Origin of the sequence: Corallibacter vietnamensis, assembly GCF_039537875.1 — a bacterium.
In the GTDB taxonomy this organism is placed as follows: Bacteria; Bacteroidota; Bacteroidia; order Flavobacteriales; family Flavobacteriaceae; genus Corallibacter; species Corallibacter vietnamensis.
Window position 1 is genome coordinate 445089 of the sequence record NZ_BAABBI010000001.1, and the last position, 20391, is coordinate 465479.

General features: G+C 32.9%; 20 protein-coding genes. 16 read left to right on the top strand and 4 right to left on the bottom strand.

Annotation, left to right across the window (positions count from 1 at the left end; all coding sequences use genetic code 11):
• The first annotated feature begins 154 nt into the window (after positions 1-154).
• The gene (locus ABD690_RS02090; protein ID WP_344726549.1) at positions 155-1447 is read left to right on the top strand and encodes an aminopeptidase P family protein; all 1293 of its coding nucleotides are present in this window, start codon (positions 155-157) and stop codon (positions 1445-1447) included.
• A 42-nt stretch (positions 1448-1489) separates the two neighbouring features.
• Here ABD690_RS02090 and ABD690_RS02095 read toward each other — a convergent pair whose 3' ends face one another.
• Positions 1490-2818 carry an aspartate kinase gene (locus ABD690_RS02095; protein ID WP_344726551.1) on the bottom strand — a complete coding sequence of 443 codons (1329 nt, stop codon included), beginning with the start codon at positions 2816-2818 and terminating at the stop codon, positions 1490-1492.
• Between the two features lie 108 nt (positions 2819-2926).
• Between ABD690_RS02095 and ABD690_RS02100 the strand changes: the two genes are divergently transcribed.
• From ABD690_RS02100 to ABD690_RS02110, 3 genes are read left to right on the top strand one after another with little or no spacing between them, the layout of a single operon-like run.
• Positions 2927-3583 (top strand): hypothetical protein, encoded by a 657-nt coding sequence (locus tag ABD690_RS02100; RefSeq protein WP_344726553.1) that lies wholly within the window; start codon positions 2927-2929, stop codon positions 3581-3583.
• A 7-nt stretch (positions 3584-3590) separates the two neighbouring features.
• Positions 3591-4364: an alpha/beta fold hydrolase gene (locus ABD690_RS02105; protein ID WP_344726555.1), complete on the top strand. Its 774-nt coding sequence runs from the start codon at positions 3591-3593 to the stop codon at positions 4362-4364.
• Positions 4365-4423: 59 nt separating this feature from the next.
• The gene (locus ABD690_RS02110; RefSeq protein WP_344726557.1) at positions 4424-4702 is read left to right on the top strand and encodes a hypothetical protein; all 279 of its coding nucleotides are present in this window, start codon (positions 4424-4426) and stop codon (positions 4700-4702) included.
• Here ABD690_RS02110 and thiL read toward each other — a convergent pair.
• Positions 4699-5742 carry a thiamine-phosphate kinase gene (gene thiL, locus ABD690_RS02115; RefSeq protein WP_344726559.1) on the bottom strand — a complete coding sequence of 348 codons (1044 nt, stop codon included), beginning with the start codon at positions 5740-5742 and terminating at the stop codon, positions 4699-4701. The two genes, ABD690_RS02110 and thiL, sit on opposite strands and share 4 nt — an antisense overlap.
• A 175-nt stretch (positions 5743-5917) precedes the next feature.
• Between thiL and ABD690_RS02120 the strand changes: the two genes are divergently transcribed.
• The 12 genes from ABD690_RS02120 (at position 5918) to ABD690_RS02175 (ending at position 16733) form a co-directional block, all read left to right on the top strand.
• Positions 5918-6247 (top strand): HesB/IscA family protein, encoded by a 330-nt coding sequence (locus ABD690_RS02120; RefSeq protein ID WP_344726561.1) that lies wholly within the window; start codon positions 5918-5920, stop codon positions 6245-6247.
• A 52-nt stretch (positions 6248-6299) separates the two neighbouring features.
• On the top strand, positions 6300-7748 hold the full coding sequence (gene sufB, locus ABD690_RS02125) for a Fe-S cluster assembly protein SufB (protein WP_344726563.1): 1449 nt from the start codon (positions 6300-6302) through the stop codon (positions 7746-7748).
• A 70-nt stretch (positions 7749-7818) separates the two neighbouring features.
• Positions 7819-8247, top strand: a complete 429-nt coding sequence (locus tag ABD690_RS02130) for a hypothetical protein (protein ID WP_344726565.1) — start codon at positions 7819-7821, stop codon at positions 8245-8247.
• Between the two features lies 1 nt (position 8248).
• Positions 8249-9001: a Fe-S cluster assembly ATPase SufC gene (gene sufC, locus ABD690_RS02135; protein WP_344726567.1), complete on the top strand. Its 753-nt coding sequence runs from the start codon at positions 8249-8251 to the stop codon at positions 8999-9001.
• A gap of 57 nt (positions 9002-9058) precedes the next feature.
• Entirely contained in the window at positions 9059-10372 is a 1314-nt protein-coding gene (gene sufD / locus ABD690_RS02140) for a Fe-S cluster assembly protein SufD (RefSeq protein ID WP_344726569.1), read from the top strand.
• Between the two features lie 15 nt (positions 10373-10387).
• Complete coding sequence (locus ABD690_RS02145; RefSeq protein WP_344726571.1) at positions 10388-11605, top strand: aminotransferase class V-fold PLP-dependent enzyme; 1218 nt, start codon at positions 10388-10390, stop codon at positions 11603-11605.
• A gap of 107 nt (positions 11606-11712) precedes the next feature.
• Complete coding sequence (locus tag ABD690_RS02150; RefSeq protein WP_344726573.1) at positions 11713-12522, top strand: META domain-containing protein; 810 nt, start codon at positions 11713-11715, stop codon at positions 12520-12522.
• A gap of 38 nt (positions 12523-12560) precedes the next feature.
• The gene (locus ABD690_RS02155; protein ID WP_344726575.1) at positions 12561-12983 is read left to right on the top strand and encodes a SufE family protein; all 423 of its coding nucleotides are present in this window, start codon (positions 12561-12563) and stop codon (positions 12981-12983) included.
• 1 nt (position 12984) lies between these two features.
• Positions 12985-13308, top strand: coding sequence for a DUF59 domain-containing protein (locus ABD690_RS02160; protein WP_262733572.1), 324 nt, complete (start codon positions 12985-12987; stop codon positions 13306-13308).
• A gap of 15 nt (positions 13309-13323) precedes the next feature.
• On the top strand, positions 13324-15159 hold the full coding sequence (locus ABD690_RS02165) for an ABC transporter ATP-binding protein (RefSeq protein WP_344726578.1): 1836 nt from the start codon (positions 13324-13326) through the stop codon (positions 15157-15159).
• Positions 15160-15212: 53 nt separating this feature from the next.
• Positions 15213-15719, top strand: a complete 507-nt coding sequence (locus ABD690_RS02170) for a DUF2480 family protein (protein ID WP_344726580.1) — start codon at positions 15213-15215, stop codon at positions 15717-15719.
• Between the two features lie 84 nt (positions 15720-15803).
• On the top strand, positions 15804-16733 hold the full coding sequence (locus ABD690_RS02175; RefSeq protein WP_344726582.1) for a DUF3078 domain-containing protein: 930 nt from the start codon (positions 15804-15806) through the stop codon (positions 16731-16733).
• A gap of 50 nt (positions 16734-16783) precedes the next feature.
• Here ABD690_RS02175 and ABD690_RS02180 read toward each other — a convergent pair whose 3' ends face one another.
• Together ABD690_RS02180 and hflX are read right to left on the bottom strand one after the other, a co-directional pair.
• The gene (locus ABD690_RS02180; protein WP_344726584.1) at positions 16784-19036 is read right to left on the bottom strand and encodes a penicillin-binding protein 1A; all 2253 of its coding nucleotides are present in this window, start codon (positions 19034-19036) and stop codon (positions 16784-16786) included.
• Positions 19037-19082: 46 nt separating this feature from the next.
• The gene (gene hflX, locus ABD690_RS02185) at positions 19083-20309 is read right to left on the bottom strand and encodes a GTPase HflX (protein WP_344726586.1); all 1227 of its coding nucleotides are present in this window, start codon (positions 20307-20309) and stop codon (positions 19083-19085) included.
• Positions 20310-20391: the final 82 nt, after the last annotated feature.

Consider the following 20391-nt stretch of genomic DNA (forward strand, 5'->3'; position numbering starts at 1 on the left):
AAACTCAAACGTTTTAATTGTGTATTTAGAATGATTTTAAACAAAAAGAAGAGAAACATCAGTAATTCTTCATTAATATTTATGATAAGTTTCACTATTATCATTTTTTATACACTATTCTATTAAGTATTTTTGAAGAAAATAAATTTTCACAATGAAATATCACCCAATAAACAACCAATTATTCATTAAAAATCGCAAAAATTTTATGGCTCAAATGAGCTCAAATAGTTTAGCCGTTTTTAATAGCAACGATATTTACCCAATAGGCGCAGATAGCACCATACCTTTTCAACAAGATCGTAACATTTTTTATTTAAGCGGCGTAGATCAAGAAGAAAGTATTTTATTGCTATTTCCTGATTGCCCTAACCCAAAACACCGTGAGATTCTATTCTTAACAGAAACAAATGATCACATTGCTGTTTGGGAAGGTGAAAAACTAACTAAAGAAAAAGCCTTTGAAACCTCTGGCGTTAAAACCGTGTATTGGCTTCAAGATTTTGAAAAAATATTTAAAGAGGTTATGTCGCAATGTGACACTGTTTACATTAATACCAACGAACATTACCGTGCCAATGTTACAACTCAAACCAGAGAAGATCGTTTTAACAAATGGCTAAAAGAAAAATTTCCAGCTCATAGCGTTAAAAAGAGTAACCCTATTCTTCAACGTTTACGCTCTGTTAAAGATCAAATAGAGATTGATATCATGCAACAAGCTTGTGATATCACAGAAAAAGCATTTAGACGTGTATTAAACTTTGTAAAACCTGGTGTTTGGGAGTTTGAAATTGAAGCAGAAATGATGCACGAATTTTTAAGAAACAGATCTAAAGGATTTGCATACACGCCTATTATTGCTGCTGGAAACAATGCCAATGTATTGCACTACATTGAAAACAACCAACAATGTAAAGATGGTGATTTAATTTTATTTGATACGGCAGCCGAATACGCCAACTACTCTAGCGATTTAAGTAGAACCATTCCTGTAAATGGTCGTTTTTCTGACAGACAAAAAGCCGTTTACAATGCTGTAAACCACGTGAAAAAAGAAGCTACAAAAATGCTTGTTCCTGGTACTATATGGGCAGATTACCATGTGGAAGTTGGAAAAATAATGACATCAGAATTACTTGGTTTAGGATTACTAGACAAAGCCGATGTTCAAAACGAAAACCCAGACTGGCCTGCGTATAAAAAATACTTCATGCACGGTACAAGCCACCATATAGGATTAGACACTCATGATTATGGTATCTTAACCGAACCTATGACCGCTAATATGGTGTTTACTGTTGAACCTGGTATTTATATCCCTGACGAAGGATTTGGCATCCGATTAGAAGATGACGTTGTAATTCAAGAACAAGGAGAACCTCTTAACTTGATGGCAAACATTCCTATTGAAGCCGATGAGATTGAGGAGTTGATGAATTCATAAAAAACCAAAAAAAAGAACGGCTAAATTGCCGTTCTTTTTTGTTTAACTCATCACTGTTTCTGTTTCAAAAACGTACCTATTTAGTTTACGCAATGTTTCTTGTTTATCACTTGTGTTTATTAATAACGATATGTTATTATTACTACCTCCGTAAGCAATCATTCTTACATTAACATCCTGTAATATTTGGAATAATTTTGGTGTATCAGGATGAAATACAATATTATTACCAACCAAACACACAATTGTTCTATAATCATCTATTTCAACAGTTGAGAACTTTTCTAATTCTTGCGTAATATCCACCAAGTGTTTAGCATCATCTATAGTTAAAGACACAGCTATTTCAGATGTTGTAATCATATCTATAGAGGTTTCGTACTTTTCAAAAATTTCAAATACTTTTTTCAAGAAACCATGCGCTTGTAACATACGGCCAGATTTGATTTTTATGGCAGTGATTCCATCTTTTGCTGCAATAGCTTTTATTCCTTCTCCATGAATTTCATTAGTAATCAAAGTTCCAAATGCTTCTGGCAACATAGTATTTTTCAACCTAACAGGAATATCTAAATCTCTAACAGGCATTACTGTTTGCGGATGTAAAATTTTTGCACCAAAGTATGCCAACTCTGCAGCTTCATCAAAAGAAAGGTTTGAAATAGCGTGAGTACTTTCAACAAATCTTGGATCATTATTATGAAAACCATCAATATCTGTCCAAATTTGCACTTCTTCAGCATTAATCACAGAGCCAATAATGGTTGCTGTATAATCACTTCCACCTCGTTGCAAGTTAGCAACATCTCCTTTTGCATCTAAACAAACAAAACCTTGAGTTACATACATATCATAATCAGGAAACTCATTAATGATTCTTGTAAGATTTTGATTTATATAAAAACTATCAGGCTCGTTCATTTTATCTATTCGCATAAAATCTAACGCAGATATCAACTTTACATTTATTTCTTCTTGCTGTAAAAATCTACTAAATATAAATGTAGACAGCATTTCTCCTTGAGACACTATAGAGCCATGTATAAGCTCTGAATGAGGTAACTCAATAAGTTCATTTAAATAATTAAACACAGATTGCACATAACATTCTGTTTCTTTATTTAAAGGATAATCTTGTAGCAAATTTAAAATAACATCTATATATTTTAAATAAAGATTGTTTACATATTCTTTAGCCAACGAACGCTTTCCTTCCTTACATGCTAAAGAAATTTCCACTAAAGCGTTTGTTGTTCCTGACATAGCAGAAAGTACTATAATTTTTTTCTTACCATCATTTACAATGTTCTTAACATGAATCATGTTTTCAATAGAACCAACAGATGTTCCTCCAAACTTTAAAACGCGCATAGTTTATATTTTTTGAAGACAAATGTATTCTCAAAAGCTTTTTTATGAATGAAAACAAAAAAATTAAACTATTTTTGCACAAATTGTTATATAGTTAACAAGTGGTTTATGAAAACAATATCAGCATGCGTTGAGGAATTACTGGTTTCTCAACCTTTTTTAGAAGAAGCATTATCTAGAAACATCATAAATTATTCTGCATTAGCTGAAGAATTAGTAACTCCTATAAGTGAAATGCTAAAAAAACCAGTAAAAACTGGTGCTATTATGATGGCTTTAAGGCGGTACAATCCACCAACAGATTTAGGCAATTCTCCAAGACTGAAAAGAGTCATCAAAAACCTAGGAGATATAACAGTTCGCTCAAACTTAAGCGACTTTACATTTCAAAATTCAAACACACTTATAAATAGCCATTCTAAAATTTTAGAGCATTTAAACACAAACAATAATATTTTTTATGCGTTTACACGAGGAATTTTAGAAAGCACTATAATAATATCCAGCTCTCAAAAAGCATATGTTTTAGAACATTTTAAAAATGAAAAACAACTAGGAGTTAAAGAACAGCTTTCAGCAATAAGCATAAGTCTTCCCAAAGGAAACTCAAAAATCACCGGATTGTACTATCAAATTTTTAAACGGCTAGCTTGGGAAGGTATTTCATTATACGAAGTGGTTTCTACAACAAATGAATTTACTGTTTTGGTAGAAGATGAATTAGTAGACAAAGCATTTTCTGTAATTAAACGCCTAAAAAGCTAACAACATCATGCAATATAAAAACATACATATACATTTTACAGATTCAGGAAGCGGAAAAGCTATTGTTCTTTTACATGGTTTTCTTGAAAACACAAGCATGTGGAAAAACATAGCACCTACACTATCTAAACAATATCGTGTTATAGCAATAGATTTGTTAGGCCATGGAAAAACCGAAAGTTTAGGATACATCCACACCATGCAAGATATGGCAGAAATTGTTGAAGCTGTTTTAAATCATTTAAACATATCAAAGTCTATTATCATTGGGCATTCTATGGGTGGTTATGTTGCGTTAGCTTACGCTGAAAATCATTTAGAAAAAGTAGCTGGTTTATGTTTAATGAACTCAACTGCTGAAGCAGATAGCGAAGAAAGAAAACTAAATCGCGATCGCGCCATAAAAGCCGTAAAACAAAATCATAGAACGTTTGTAAGTATGGCTGTTGCAAATTTATTTGCAACTAAAAACCGAGAAAACTTAAACCTCGCTATAGAGTTTGTTAAAAATGAAGCCTTAAAAACACCACTACAAGGGATTATAGCTGCTCTTGAAGGTATGAAAATAAGGCCTGATAAAACAGATTTTTTCAAAAGTGCACCTATAAAAAAATTACTCATTCTAGGAAAAAAAGACCCTGTTTTAAACTTTGAAAACACTAAAAACCATGTGAAAAATTCAAATGTAAACATTGTAGAATTTCCCGATGGGCACATGAGTCATATTGAAAATGAAAACAATTTCCTACAAGAAATAATGCATTTCATCGAAAATATATAGGTTTTTGTCGATTTATTTAAAATAAATTTTATGTTTATTACACCAAAAGTGATAAACCTATGAAACCAACCAATCAAAAACGTTTGTTTATCCCAAGACTATACTGCAATGTTTTTGGGCATGAATATCAAGTAAGTAGAAATGTTACATACCACGTAAAGGAGTATACTTGCAAACACTGTAAACACGAAGCCACAACAAATAGTAATGGCTATTTAACAGAATTAACACCAAAATTTAGGGAGATAAACCGCATTTTAGAAAGAATTCATACAAAAAGAACCATGCGATTAAGACATGAATCTTTTTCTAATTCAGATTTAAAAATCACTGCTTAGCTAAAGTTTTTCCATCCTTGCGCTTTTAGTGGAATTTTGGTTTCTGCCCTAGTAACCAAATGAATTCCTGCGCTTTCTTCTCTCATATATCCTATAACACTAAAATTAGGGTTTGCTTTAATTTTAGGAAAATCTTTTTGAGAAATTGTAAACAATAACTCATAGTCTTCACCGCCATTTAAAGCTATTGTAGTACTATCAATATTAAACTCCTCACAAGTAGAAATCACTTGAGGGTCTAATGGAATTTTATTTTCATATAAATCACAACCTGTACCACTTTGAGTACACAGGTGTAAAATCTCTGAAGACAGTCCATCACTAACATCTATCATAGATGTAGGCTTAACATCTAAATCTTTTAATAGTTTAATAATATCTTGTCTAGCTTCAGGCTTTAACTGACGCTCTACGATATATGTATAAGGCTCTAAATCTGGCTGATTATTAGGGTTTACTTTAAAAACTTCTTTTTCACGTTCAAGAACTTGCAATCCCATATATGCACCTCCTAAATCTCCAGTTACAACAAGTAAATCATTAGGTTTTGCACCGTTTCGGTAAACTTCTGTGTCATTATTAACCTCACCTATAGCGGTTACAGAGATTAACAACCCTGATGTTGACGATGTAGTATCGCCTCCTACAACATCAACATTATAAATTTTTGCTGCTGTTTCAATTCCAGCATAGAGTTCTTCAAGTGCTTCTAAAGGAAATCTGTTAGATACTGCAATAGAAACAGTTACTTGAGTAGCAGTAGCATTCATTGCATAAACATCAGAAAGATTTACTATAACAGACTTATATCCTAAATGCTTCAAAGGCATATAACTCAAATCAAAATGCACACCTTCTACTAATAAATCAGTTGAAACAACAATTTTATTCTTCTTAAAATCTAAAACTGCTGCGTCATCTCCAATACCTTTTACTGTAGAGCTTTGTTTTATTTTAAAATTTTTAGTTAAATGGTCTATCAAACCAAATTCTCCTAAATCACTTAATTGTGTACGCTGCTGGTTTTTATCTTCAATCATAATGCAAATTTAAAGATTATGAAGTAAAAACTTATGCCATTTTACAAATAATCCGGCATTCAGCATACCATAATAAAATGCTATCATAGTATTTATTAATATAATGTTAGGTTATATGGTAATCCATGACTTATATTGTATATTTGCAGTCTATTTAGAGATAATCTATTTAATTATGATAAAAGTATCTGAAACAGCTAAAAAGAAAGTTGTTGAATTAATGACCGAAGATGGTTTTAATTATACAACAGATTTTATTCGTGTAGGCGTTAAAAGCGGTGGTTGCTCTGGGTTATCTTACGATTTAAAGTTTGATAAAGAACAACAAGACGACGATAAAGTTTTTGAAGACAATGGTGTAAAAATCATTGTAGACAAAAAGAGTTTTTTGTATCTAATAGGTACAACATTAGAATATTCAGGAGGTTTAAACGGAACTGGCTTTGTGTTTAATAACCCCAATGCGAATAGAACTTGTGGTTGTGGCGAATCATTTTCGTTATAACCATCCTAAATTCCCTAAAAAGGAAGACTTTTAAAAATTATAAAATCGAAGAATGAGTAAGTATACTGAAGACGATTTAAGAGAAGAATTAAAAACTAAAGAATACGAGTACGGTTTTTATACCGATATACAATCAGAAACATTTCCTGTTGGATTAAATGAAGATATCGTTCGTGCCATTTCTAAAAAGAAAGAAGAACCTGAATGGATGACTGAATGGCGTTTGGAATCTTTTAGAATTTGGCAAGAAATGATAGAACCTGACTGGGCAAACGTAAATTACGAAAAGCCAGATTTTCAAGCTATATCTTACTATTCTGCTCCAAACAGCAAACCAAAATATGACAGTTTAGACGAGGTTGACCCTGAATTATTAGACACGTTTAATAAACTTGGTATATCTCTAGACGAGCAAAAAAAGCTTGCAGGTGTTGCTATGGATGTCGTTGTCGACTCTGTATCTGTTGCTACAACATTCAAAAAGACATTAGCTGAAAAAGGCATTATTTTCTGTTCTATATCTGAAGCTATAAAAGAACACCCTGAACTTGTAAGAAAACACATTGGTACTGTTGTGCCACAAAAAGACAACTTTTACGCCGCATTAAACTCTGCCGTATTTAGTGATGGTAGTTTTTGTTACATCCCTAAAGGTGTAAAATGCCCAATGGAATTATCAACATACTTCCGTATTAACCAAGCAGGAACAGGACAATTTGAAAGAACCCTTGTTGTTGCTGACGAAGGTAGTTATGTAAGTTACCTAGAAGGCTGTACAGCACCAAGTCGTGATGAAAACCAATTACACGCCGCTGTTGTAGAGTTAATCGCTCTTGATGATGCCGAAATAAAATATTCTACAGTACAAAACTGGTTCCCAGGAAATGCTGAAGGTAAAGGTGGTGTATACAACTTTGTAACCAAACGTGGTTTATGCGAGAAAAACGCTAAAATTTCTTGGACACAAGTTGAAACAGGTTCAGCAGTAACTTGGAAATACCCAAGTTGTGTATTAAAAGGCGATAATTCAGTAGGTGAATTTTACTCCATTGCAGTAACTAATAATTTTCAACAAGCTGATACCGGCACCAAAATGATTCATTTAGGTAAAAACACGAAATCGACCATTATTTCAAAAGGTATTTCGGCAGGAAAATCTCAAAATAGTTACCGTGGTTTGGTTCAAATAAACTCAAGGGCTGAAAACGCTCGTAACTTTTCGCAGTGCGATAGTTTATTAATGGGTAATGAATGCGGAGCGCACACATTTCCTTATATAGAAGCAAAAAATAAAACAGCACAAATAGAACACGAAGCTACGACTAGTAAAATTGGTGAAGACCAAATTTTTTACTGTAACCAACGTGGTATTGATACTGAAAAAGCCATTGCGTTAATTGTAAATGGGTTTAGTAAAGACGTGCTAAACAAACTCCCTATGGAGTTTGCTGTTGAAGCTCAAAAGCTTTTAGAAATAAGTTTAGAAGGTTCTGTAGGTTAGAAAGTAAACTTGTTTTGATTAAAAATATAAGTTGAATAAAATACCATTTTTACATTAATAAAAACCAATTATGAAAAAAACACTTGTATTACTTGTATTTGTTGCAGCATTATTTAGTTGTAAAAACGATTCAAAATCTGAAGTTGAAAATTCAGAAACAAAAATTGAAATAGAAGCTAACGGAAAAACCGCAAAACAAAACGATGGCTTAACCCTTCTTAAAGGAGAGTTTGTCTATTATGCAGACGCAGCTGTTTTACAAACACACAGAGAAGTTTACGGTGTTGTTATCAATGAAAAAATGCATGAGTTAAACAACCAAGTAAAACAATATAAGCAAGAAGATACAGACATGGTTCCTGTAGAAATAAGAGCTGAAATTATAAACAAACCAGAAAATGAAGAAGGTTGGCCACACCGCGTTATAATAAAAGAAATTTTAAGCGTAGAAAAACCAGACCCAAATAAAAACGACGTAGTAAAATTAGGATCAAAATAGTATGTTACAAATAAAAGATTTACACGCTAGTGTAGAAGAAAAAGATATTCTTAAAGGTATAAACCTAGAAGTAAAAGCAGGAGAAGTTCATGCCATAATGGGACCAAACGGTTCCGGGAAAAGTACACTAGCTTCTGTTATAGCAGGTAAAGAAGAATATGAGGTTGAAAAAGGAGAAATTATCCTTGATGGTGAAAACCTTGATGAGCTAGCAGCTGAAGAGCGTGCTCACAAAGGTATTTTCTTATCATTTCAATATCCTGTTGAAATACCTGGAGTTTCTGTAACAAATTTTATAAAAACAGCTATAAACGAAACTCGCAAATCTAAAGGCCTAGAAGATATGCCTGCCAATGAAATGCTTAAGATGATTCGTGAAAAATCTGAACTCCTTGAGATTGACCGCAAATTCTTATCACGCTCTTTAAATGAAGGGTTTTCTGGAGGAGAGAAAAAGCGTAATGAAATATTTCAAATGGCCATGCTTGAGCCTAAACTTGCTATTCTTGACGAAACCGATTCTGGTCTAGACATTGATGCACTTCGTATTGTTGCAAACGGTGTAAACAAGCTAAAAAGCAAAAACAATGCTGTAATTGTAATTACGCATTACCAACGTTTGCTTGACTATATAGTTCCTGACTACGTTCATGTACTTTACAAAGGAAAAATTGTAAAATCTGGGCCTAAAGAATTAGCTCACGAACTTGAAGAAAAAGGTTACGACTGGATTAAAGAAGAAGTTGGCGCATAACGCCAGTAATCAGTTATTAGTAAACCCTACTAAAGCTGCAAACTGAAGATTTAAAAAATGAATTTAAAAGATAAATTAGTTTCTTCATACATCGCATTCGAAGATCATTTAGATGATAACTCGCCATTGCATGATATAAGAAACCAAGCTATAAAAACATTTGAACAAAAAGGTTTCCCTAGCAAAAAAGAAGAAGCCTGGAAATACACATCTTTAAATAGTGTATTAAAGCATGACTATAGCTTATTCCCAAAAAAGGAAAACTCTATCGAGTATAAAGACATAAAGCAATACTTAATTCATGATATAGATTGTTATAAAATTATTTTTATAGACGGTAAATACTCGTCGCATTTATCTCAAACTACCCATGATGGAATTGATGTGTGCTTAATGTCTGCCGCTTTATCAAAACCTAAATATAGGTTAGTTATAGAAAACTACTTTAATAAAGCAGCTACTAGTGATAGTTTATCATCTTTAAATACAGCGTTTTCTTGCGAAGGTGCTTACATTCATATTCCAAAAAACAAAGTTGTTGAAAAACCAATTCAAATTGTACATTTTTCAACAGGCAATGAAGCCGCTTTAATGTTACAACCACGTAACTTAGTTGTTGTTGACGAAAATTCTCATGTACAAATCATTGAACGTCATCAAAGCTTAACAGAAAACCCTGTTTTAACAAATTCTGTTACTGAAATTTTTACTGCAAAGCGTGCCATTGTAGATTACTACAAAATTCAAAACGATAAACAATCTGCGTCTTTAATAGATAATACGTTTATCAAGCAAAAACAAGAGAGTATTGCGTCTGTACACACATTTTCTTTTGGCGGAAAACTTACACGTAACAACTTAAATTTCTACCAAAACGGAGAGCGCATAGACTCAACGCTAAAAGGTGTTACCATTATTGGAGATAAACAACATGTAGATCATAACACGCTAGTACATCATATTGAACCTAATTGCGAAAGTCATCAAGATTACAAAGGTATTTTTGGAGATAATGCAACAGGTGTTTTTAATGGAAAAGTAATTGTTGAAAAAGAAGCTCAAAAAACCAATGCGTTTCAAGCTAACAATAACATATTAGTAAGCGATAAAGCTACAATAAACACAAAACCACAACTAGAGATTTTTGCTGATGACGTAAAATGCTCTCATGGCTGTACCATTGGACAAATAGATGAAAGTGCTATGTTTTATATGCGTTCTAGAGGTATTCCAGAAAAAGAAGCGCGTGCGCTTTTAATGTATGCTTTTAGTAATAATGTATTAAGCTCTGTAAAAATACCTGAAATAAAACAGCGTATCACAAAACTTATTGCTAAAAAATTAGGTGTTAACATCGGATTTGAACTGTAAAACTTAACGCAATTTATGAGTCTTAATATAGAAAATATACGAAAAGACTTCCCTATACTTAACAGACAAGTAAATGGAAAACCGTTAGTGTATTTTGATAACGCAGCTACTTCGCAAACACCACAACAGGTAATTGATTGTATCGTTGATTACTACAGTGGTTATAATGCTAATATACATAGAGGTGTTCATACGTTAAGTCAGGAAGCAACTGACAAATACGAAGAAGCTAGACTGAAAATACAAGCGCATTTTAATGCAAAAAAGACTCATGAAATCATTTTCACCTCTGGTACCACACATGGTATTAATTTAATAGCTAATGGATTTTCTTCGTTATTAAAAAAAGATGACGAAATTATTGTCTCTGCCCTGGAACACCACAGTAATATTGTGCCTTGGCAAATGTTGTGTGAACGCACAGGAGCAACACTAAAAGTCATTCCAATGAACCAAGATGGTGAGTTGGTTATGTCAGAATTTGACAAGCTATTATCTCAAAACACCAAATTGGTATTTGTTAATCATATTTCAAATGCTCTAGGAACCATTAACCCAATTGAGGCTATCATTGAAAAAGCGCATCAATTTGATGCTGCGGTTTTGGTTGATGGTGCTCAAGCGTGCCCACATATTAAACCAGATGTTCAGGCTTTAGACGTTGATTTTTATGTCGCTTCAGCACATAAAATGTGTGGTCCAACAGGCGTTGGTATACTTTACGGAAAAGAAAAATGGTTAAACCTTTTACCTCCATATCAAGGTGGTGGCGAAATGATTGCTGAAGTTACTTTTGAAAGAACAACTTATGCCGATTTACCTCACAAATTCGAAGCAGGAACACCTAATATTTGTGGAGGCATTGCTTTTGGAGCTGCAATTGATTATATGAATGCAATAGGTTTTGATGCCATTGCAAACTACGAGCATGAGTTACTTGAGTATGCTACTGAAAAGTTACTAGCTATCGATGGACTTAAAATTTACGGAACTTCTAAACATAAAACATCAGTTGTTTCTTTTAATTTAGAAGGAATTCACCCTTATGATGTAGGAACCATTCTTGACAAATTAGGCATCGCTGTTCGTACAGGTCATCATTGTGCACAACCTATCATGGATTTCTTTAAAATTCCAGGAACCGTTAGGGCTTCATTTGCATTTTATAACACTAAAGAAGAGATTGACGCTTTAGTAGCAGGTGTCAAAAAAGCACAAATGATGTTGTCTTAACAACTTTGGCTTCTTTTTTGTATTATTAAGTTAGTATTATAAAAATTAATCATGAAATACCTGTTAGTATAAATTCAGGTATTCATTCTGAATTTAAAAAACGACAGATGAAACTTATTATAATTTTATTAAATCTAGCTTTACTAAATGCCTGTGGCTCTGCAAAAACCGAGTCATCATTAAAGTCTAATGAAGAAAGAACCTCGTCAAATGAATCGCTTTCTGGAACCTACAAAATACATACATTAGGAAAAAACAACCAGATTGATGCTGATTTAACTATTCGTTTTGATGAAGAAAACCATAGAGTATCTGGCTTTTCTGGTTGCAACCAATTTTCAGGTTCTTATACTATTAGCAACAATATACTAACATTTGGTCCTTTAGTAACTACAAAAAGGTTTTGCAAAAGATTCATGGACATTGAGCAGGATATGCTTAAAAAACTGCAAGAAACAAATACGTTTTCATTACAAGGAGATACGCTAAAGCTATTAACCAAAGACACATTGCTTATAGAAGCATCACTTGAGAAAACAAGTAATTCAATAGCACAAGACTCAAATCTTACTATAGAATATGTTGCCATATCTAGAGGTTATTATAAATCTATCATTATAAATAAAAACACCCTAACTGTTCAAAATAGCAGGAATGAAACACCTGTATCAAGACCGTTGTCTGACAAAGAAATTTCTTCAATAGAAAAAGAGCTTGAATCTTTAGATTATAAAAACTTAAAGGATTTAGAAGCACCTTCAAAAGCGCACCAATATGATGGTGCAGCTGGAGCCTCACTAAAAGTAACACTAAATGGTGAAACTCACCAAACACCTACGTTTGATGCTGGAAAACCAAATACAACTATAGAACCTCTTGTGGCTCAATTGTTATCATTATCAGAAAAGGTTGAATAGAAATAGAACTATTCGTATTTTTGCATAAAAGAAAGACTGTGACAATACAAGAGATACAAAACGAGATTATAGACGAATTTTCAATGTTTGATGATTGGGAAGAGCGTTACCAATACATGATAGATTTAGGTAAAACACTTCCGCTGATTGATGCTCAATACAAAACCGACGATTTTATTATAAAAGGTTGCCAAAGTAAAGTTTGGGTACATGCCAATTTAGATACAGACAAAGTTGTTTTTACCGCAGATAGTGATGCTATTATTACCAAAGGTATTATCGCTATTTTAATTCGTGTATTCTCAAACCAACATCCAAAAGACATCATAGAAGCTAATACAGATTTTATTGATGAAATTGGACTAAAAGAACATTTATCACCTACTAGAGCTAATGGTTTAGTAAATATGATAAAACAATTAAAAATGTATGCAGTTGCATACCAAACTCAATTAAATTAATATGGAAACCACAATAGATACAAACGCTTTGGGCGAAAAAATAGTAAAGGTTTTAAAAACTATTTTTGATCCTGAAATTCCTGTAGACATCTACGAATTAGGTTTAATTTATGACGTTTTTGTTAACGAAGATTATGATGTAAAAATCTTAATGACTTTAACAACGCCTAATTGTCCTGTTGCTGAAACATTGCCTTTAGAGGTTGAAGAAAAAGTAAAATCTTTAGACGAAGTAAAATCTGCTGAAGTAGAAATTACTTTTGATCCGCCTTGGAGTCAAGATTTAATGAGCGAAGAAGCCAAGTTAGAACTTGGTATGCTTTAATAAGGGTTTTTATAAATGCCAAGACGTAAACCTACTTCATTAAAAGACGATAAAAAAACTAATCTTAAGTCGTCTTTTAATGCCCTTGTTTACATTCCTAGGTTTTTTAGAGAAATCTGGAACGTAAACAAAAAACTTTTTATACTTGCGGCCTTTTGCAGATTAATTGGCGCATTGCTTCCTGTTATTATTCTATGGGTTGGTAAGCTTATTATAGATGAAATTATCTTGCAAACCTCATTAGAAGTTACAGATTACACCCAACTTTGGACGTATGTTGCTGTAGAATTTACGCTAGTTATTTTATCAGATTTGGTAAGTCGTGCTATTTCACTAACCGATGGCTTACTTGGCGATGAATATAATATTGCAACCTCAGTTACTATTATAAAAAAGACCAATCAAATTAACATTAGCCTGTTAGAAGATGCCGATTTTTACGATAAGCTAGAACGTGCCAGAACGCAAACCACAGGTCGTGTTGGCCTTATGTCTAACGTGTTAGGACAAGCACAAAGCGCCATTTCTATTGCAACACTTGTGGCTGGTTTAGTTTATTTTGAACCGTATTTAATCATCTTGTTGGTATTGAGTATAATTCCGTCATTTATTAACGAAGTTCGCTTTAGTCAACAACAATATTCATTGGCTAGAAGCTGGACAGCAGAACGTAGAGAGTTGGATTACTTACGATTTATTGGTGCCAATGATAAAACAGCAAAAGAAATAAAGCTTTTTGGACTTACAGATTTTGTTGTAAATCGGTTTAAAAACCTTTCAGAAGAATACTATGAACTCAACAAAACCCTTGCTATAAAACGTTCGGCTTTAGGTTTTGTGTTTAACGTTTTGGGTTCATTAAGTTATTATGGTGCTTATGTGTTTATCATTTATCGTGTGCTTTCTGGCGCTATTACACTAGGTGAACTTACGTTTCTTTCAGGGTCTTTCAATAGGCTTATGAAAAACCTTCAAGACTTCTTTTCAAAATTCACACGTATTTCTGAAAGTGCTTTATATCTTAAAGATTATTTTGATTTCGTTGATATTTCTGTAGCTTCAAAAACCAAAGAAGATGTTCCATTACCAAAACAAATTAAACAAGGATTTGAGTTTAAAGACGTGCACTTTTCATATCCAGGTTCTGAAGTTGAAATATTAAAAGGCATTTCGTTTACATTACAAGCTGGCGAAAAACTAGCGTTTGTCGGTCAAAATGGTGCAGGAAAAACCACATTAACCAAACTGTTATTACGTTTTTACGAACCAACTTCTGGAGAAATTTTATTAGATGGTATTAATATAAATCGCTTTAATAAAGACGAATACCAAGAGTTTTTTGGAGTGATTTTTCAAGATTTCTTTAAGTATGAATTTACTGTAAAAGAAAACATTGCTATTGGTGATATTGACGAACTTGACAATCAAGAAAAAATTGAAAATGCTGCTGAATTAAGTTTAGCAAATGATGTGATTTCAGAGCTAAAACACGGTTACAACCAACAATTAGGAAAACGTTTTGTAAACGGTATGGAACTTTCTGGTGGACAATGGCAAAAAGTAGCTTTAGCAAGAGCGTATATGAAAAATGCCGAAGTAATGATTCTAGACGAACCTACATCAGCACTAGATGCCAAAGCTGAAAGTGATGTGTTCACAAGGTTTATTGGACTAACCGAAGGAAAAACAAGCATTATTATTTCGCATAGATTTAGTACAGTTAGACAAGCCGATAGAATTTTGGTTCTAGAAGAAGGTCGTGTTCTTGAAATAGGAACTCACGAAGCGTTGATGGCAAACAAATCGTTATACGCTGAATTATTTACACTTCAGGCCGAAGGTTATCAATAGCTTTCAACATATTAAACACTCGATTTTAGAGTAAAACAATTTATCTTTGTAGTATGGCAGAAGACATTATAAACAGAGTCGCAAATAGTAAACTTATTACTATAGATTTGGAAGACTATTATCCAAAAGGGCAACGCGTGTTATTTGATATAAAAGACTGGTTGTTTCAAGAGCTTATTTTAAAAGAATCTGATTTTAGAGCTTTTGTTAAGGAGCACGATTGGTCACAATACCAAGATGCTTATTTAGCATTAACCTGTTCGGTAGATGCGATAATTCCATCTTGGGCGTATTTACTTATTACATCGCATGTTTCGGCTTATGCCAAAAAAATTGTAGTTGGTGATTTGGTGACTTTAGAAACAGCAATTTACCAAGATATCATATCGCAATTAGATGTTTCAGACTATTCTGAAAAACCTCTTATTATAAAAGGATGTGCCAACAAACCTATCCCTGAATCTGCTTACACCTTGCTTATTTCAAAGTTACAACCTATAGCAAAATCTATTATGTATGGTGAAGCTTGTTCTACAGTACCTTTGTACAAGAAAAAATAGCTTTTAAAAAAATTTGCTACATTTATAGTAAGACCTATATTTGCAGGCTTTTAAAAAATTAATCAATTAATTAAAACATTAAAAATGAAAAAAAATTTACTTTCATTCGTATTGTTTATGGCAACCTTAACGGCTGGGTTCTCGCAAACATTAGAAGAATTAAAATCTGAACAAGCAGCCAAGAAAGATTCTATCGCTGCCATTCAAAGTCGTGTTGATGCTATTCAATCTAAAATAGATGCTATTCCAGGATGGCGTATTGGCGCTGTAGGAATTGTTGGTGCTAGCTTTTCTGAATTTAACAACTGGTATGCACAAGGAGCTCCTAACAACTCTGCTGGTAATGTTTCAATTTCTTTTAGCCCTTATGCTAACTTGATGAAAGAAAAATACTTTTGGAACAATAACGCTAATATTAATTTAGGTTGGGTAAAGTTTGACGATAAAGATGATCCTACTGATAACAAAGACTTTAGAGAAGCTACTGATGTTTTCAATATTACATCGCTTTTTGGTTATAAATTAACTGAAAAAATAGCAGTTTCTACATTAGCTGAATATAGAACAACGCTATTAAATAACTTTAACGATCCTGGATATTTAGATGCTGGTCTTGGTATTACTTGGACACCTATAACAAATTTAGTTGTTGTTGTTCATCCTGCTAACTACAACTTTGTTTTTGCTGATGATGATACGACATTTGAATCTTCATTAGGTGCAAAAATTGTTGCTAACTATACAAAGTCTATTGGTGGTTTAAAGATTATGTCTAACCTATCTGCTTTTCAAAGTTATGAAGATTCAGACTTATCAAACTGGACGTGGATAAACTCTTTTAGCTATTCTATTTTTAAAGGTATTGGTGTTGGTTTTGAACTTGGTTTAAGAAACAACAAGCAAGAAGCTTTAAACTATGCTAAAACAACATTAGGAAACACAAATGCTACTTTTGATACAGTTGATAATGAATTACAAGTTTATACAACTGCAGGTATTAGCTACTCTTTCTAAAAAAGAGGTATAGAAATATTATAAAAAAAGCATCCTCATCGGATGCTTTTTTATTTTCCTTTAAATTCTTTTTCAGTCTTTTTACTTTTAAAAAGCTTTTTTAGCCAACCATCTTCTTTCTCTGGTTTACAATCTAAATCACTTAAAACATCTTGACTAGGTTTCTCAAAATGAGCTTTAGTAATTTGATTATAGGTTTTATCTTTATTTAGCTTTTGATAAAATTTTGCAAACATTGGTAACGCCGAATTAGCTCCTTGTCCTAAACCGGTTGTTTTGAACCCTATGTTATAATTATCATTCCCTACCCAAGTAACAGTTACCAAATTGGGTGTTATACCAACAAACCAACCGTCTTTATTATCTTGTGTTGTTCCTGTTTTTCCTGCAATATCATTATTAAGGTTATAACTAGAACGCAATCTTTTTGCCGTACCAGTGTTTACTGTAGATTTCATCATTTGTAACATAACCTGCCTTGTGTAATCGCTGTATGCTTTTTCTTCAAACACTTCAGGCTCAAAACTCGCTATAACATTACCTGCTTTATCTTCAATTTTTGTTATGGCATAAGGTTTAACAGGCTTACTATTATTTACAAAGCTTGTGTAAGCCGCTGTTAGCTGTTTTAAATTGATTTCTGCAACTCCTAATGCTAGCGATGGCTGTTCTGGTAATTCTTTGGTAATTCCCATTTTATTAGCTTGTGCAATCACATTGCTAATACCAACATCATTTAAAACTTTTACAGCAATAGTATTTACAGAGTTACTTAATGCTGCTTCTAGATTGTAGTTTATATCTGGGTTTTCTTCTTCTGCGCCGGCATTAGTTGGTTTCCAATTGTTAAAATTGGTATACGTAATGGCTTCAAGAGAGAAATATGTACAGGGTTTCATACCGTTTTCAATAGCTGCTGTATAAACAAAAGGCTTAAAGGTTGAACCCACTTGACGCTCGCTTTGAGAAACATGATCATATTTATAATAACGATAATCAATACCACCTATATATGCTTTAATAGCGCCTGTTTTAGGATCTAATGATAGCATACCTGTGTTAAGAAGTTTTAAGTAATGCTGCAAACTATCTATTACAGACATAGGTTTTGTAGCAATTTCTTTCCAGGTAAACACATCCATGTTTCGAGAAACAGACAATGAATCTAAAATTTGCTCATGCGAAAGTCCATCGTTTTTATATCGTTTATATGCTGGTAATTCTTTTATTGCTTTATCAACAATAGGACTATCTTTACTCCAAGGAGCATTCTTGCCATAAGATGCTTCATAAGCTTCTTGAAGCTTGATTAAGTGCTCTTTCATAGCTTCTTCAGCATAGGTTTGCATTGTTGCATCTAGGGTTGTATGTACAACCAAACCGTCTTTATACAAATCATAAGCATCGCCATTTGGTTTTTTAAGCTCATTTAAAATCTCTTTTAATTCTTGCTTTACTTGCGCTCTAAAATAAGGTGCTAATCCAACATCATGATTGAAAGATTGATATTTTAAAAGTAGTGAATCGGTTTGCAGTTGTGATGCCTGCTCCTTGTCAAGATAGTTGTACTTAACCATTTGGTTCAATACCACATTTCTTCTACTTGTACTGCGTTCTAAATATTTTCTAGGATTATAATAATTGTTTGCTTTTAATGTACCAACAAGCGTTGCTGATTCAGCTATAGTTAATTGAGAAGCCGTTTTATTGAAAAACTTTTGTGAAGCACTTTCTATTCCGTAGGTATTATCTGGAAAAGGAACCGTATTGAGATATAATGTTAATATTTCCTTTTTTGAGTAAACATCTTCTATACGCCTTGCTGTTATAGACTCTTTAAATTTGTTAATAAGCATACTAAATGCCCAATAATGCTGTCTTCCATAAAGGTTTTTTGCAAGCTGCAATGTTATTGTGCTGCCACCACCAGCTGATGAATCTCCAAGTAAAATATTTTTAAAAAAAACACGTAATAAGCTAATATTATCAACACCATGATGCTCATAAAATCTAGCATCTTCAGTAGCTACTAAAGCATCAATAAGATGTTGTGGAAACGCCTCATAAGTAAGCGGTTGCCTATCATAGATATAATATTTACCTATAAGCTTTTCATTTACATCTAAAATTTGGGTAGCTTCAGCTTGTTTGAGTGAACTTAAAACATCTTTCGTTGGAAGTTTTCCAAATACTCCTAAATAGGTGCATATGTAAAGTGACAGAAGAAAGACTAAACCAGCTATAAATAACCTAAAAGACCATTTAACCCACGTTTTCCTTAACAATGTTTTGAGTTTTATCATAATGTAATTACAAACGCTTGAAACATTTATTTATTAGGTTTATGATTTACTCTTCTTCCCCTAAATTCTCATAATTATAGTCTGGATACAGAAAATGGTTGTAAGGAAAACGCGTTATATGAATTTCTCTAACTTCATCATAAACACGCTTTTTAAAATCTTCTAAATTTTGTTTGTTTAGGGCAGAAATAAATAAAGCGTTGTTTCCTATCTTGTTCATCCAAGTTTTTTTCCACTCTTGTAATGTGTAATTGGCTTTTGTTCGTTCTGTTACTAAATCGGTTTCATCATAAGGTTCAGCTTCGTAAGCATCAATTTTATTAAAAACCATTATTGTAGGCTTATCAGCGCTATCTATTTCACCTAAAATTTTATTTACAGACTCAATGTGTTCTTCAAAATTAGGATGCGATATATCAACCACATGCAACAGCAAATCTGCTTCACGAACCTCATCTAAAGTACTTTTAAAACTTTCAACTAATTGTGTTGGTAGTTTTCTAATAAAACCTACAGTATCTGTTAACAAAAAAGGAAGGTTTTGAATAACTACTTTACGAACGGTAGTATCAAGTGTTGCAAACAATTTATTTTCTGCAAAAACCTCACTTTTACTTATGGTATTCATTAAGGTAGATTTCCCAACATTTGTATAACCTACAAGTGCCACACGAACCATTTTACCACGGTTACCACGCTGAACAGCCATTTGCTTATCTATAGTCTTTATTTTGTCTTTAAGCAATGCTATTTTATCACGTACTATACGTCTATCTGTTTCTATCTCGGTTTCACCAGGACCACGCATACCAATACCACCTTTTTGACGCTCAAGGTGAGTCCACATACCTTTAAGTCTTGGTAACAAGTATTCGCATTGCGCTAACTCTACTTGTGTTCGGGCATAGCTTGTTTGTGCTCGCTGTGCAAAAATATCGAGAATAAGGTTTGTTCTATCTAATACTTTACAGTTTAGTATTTTACTAATATTACGCTCTTGTGCTGGTGATAATTCGTCATCAAAAATTGCAGTGCCAACTTCATGCTCTTCAATAAATTTTTGTACATCCTGCATTTTCCCTGTCCCAATAAACGTTTTGGGATTAGGCATATCCATTTTTTGAGTAAAACGCTTTATAACGTCTCCTCCAGCCGTATAGGTTAAAAATTCGAGCTCATCTAAATACTCTTTAGACTTTTCTTCATCTTGCTCTCTTGTAACAACACCTATTAAAACTGCTTTCTCTAAAGCAATATCTTTCTTTTCTATCATAAAAATTTATATGGCACAAAGTTACAAGTATAAAATGAATTTTTGAAAAATGAATGCTGTATTAATATGTATCTTTATCTTT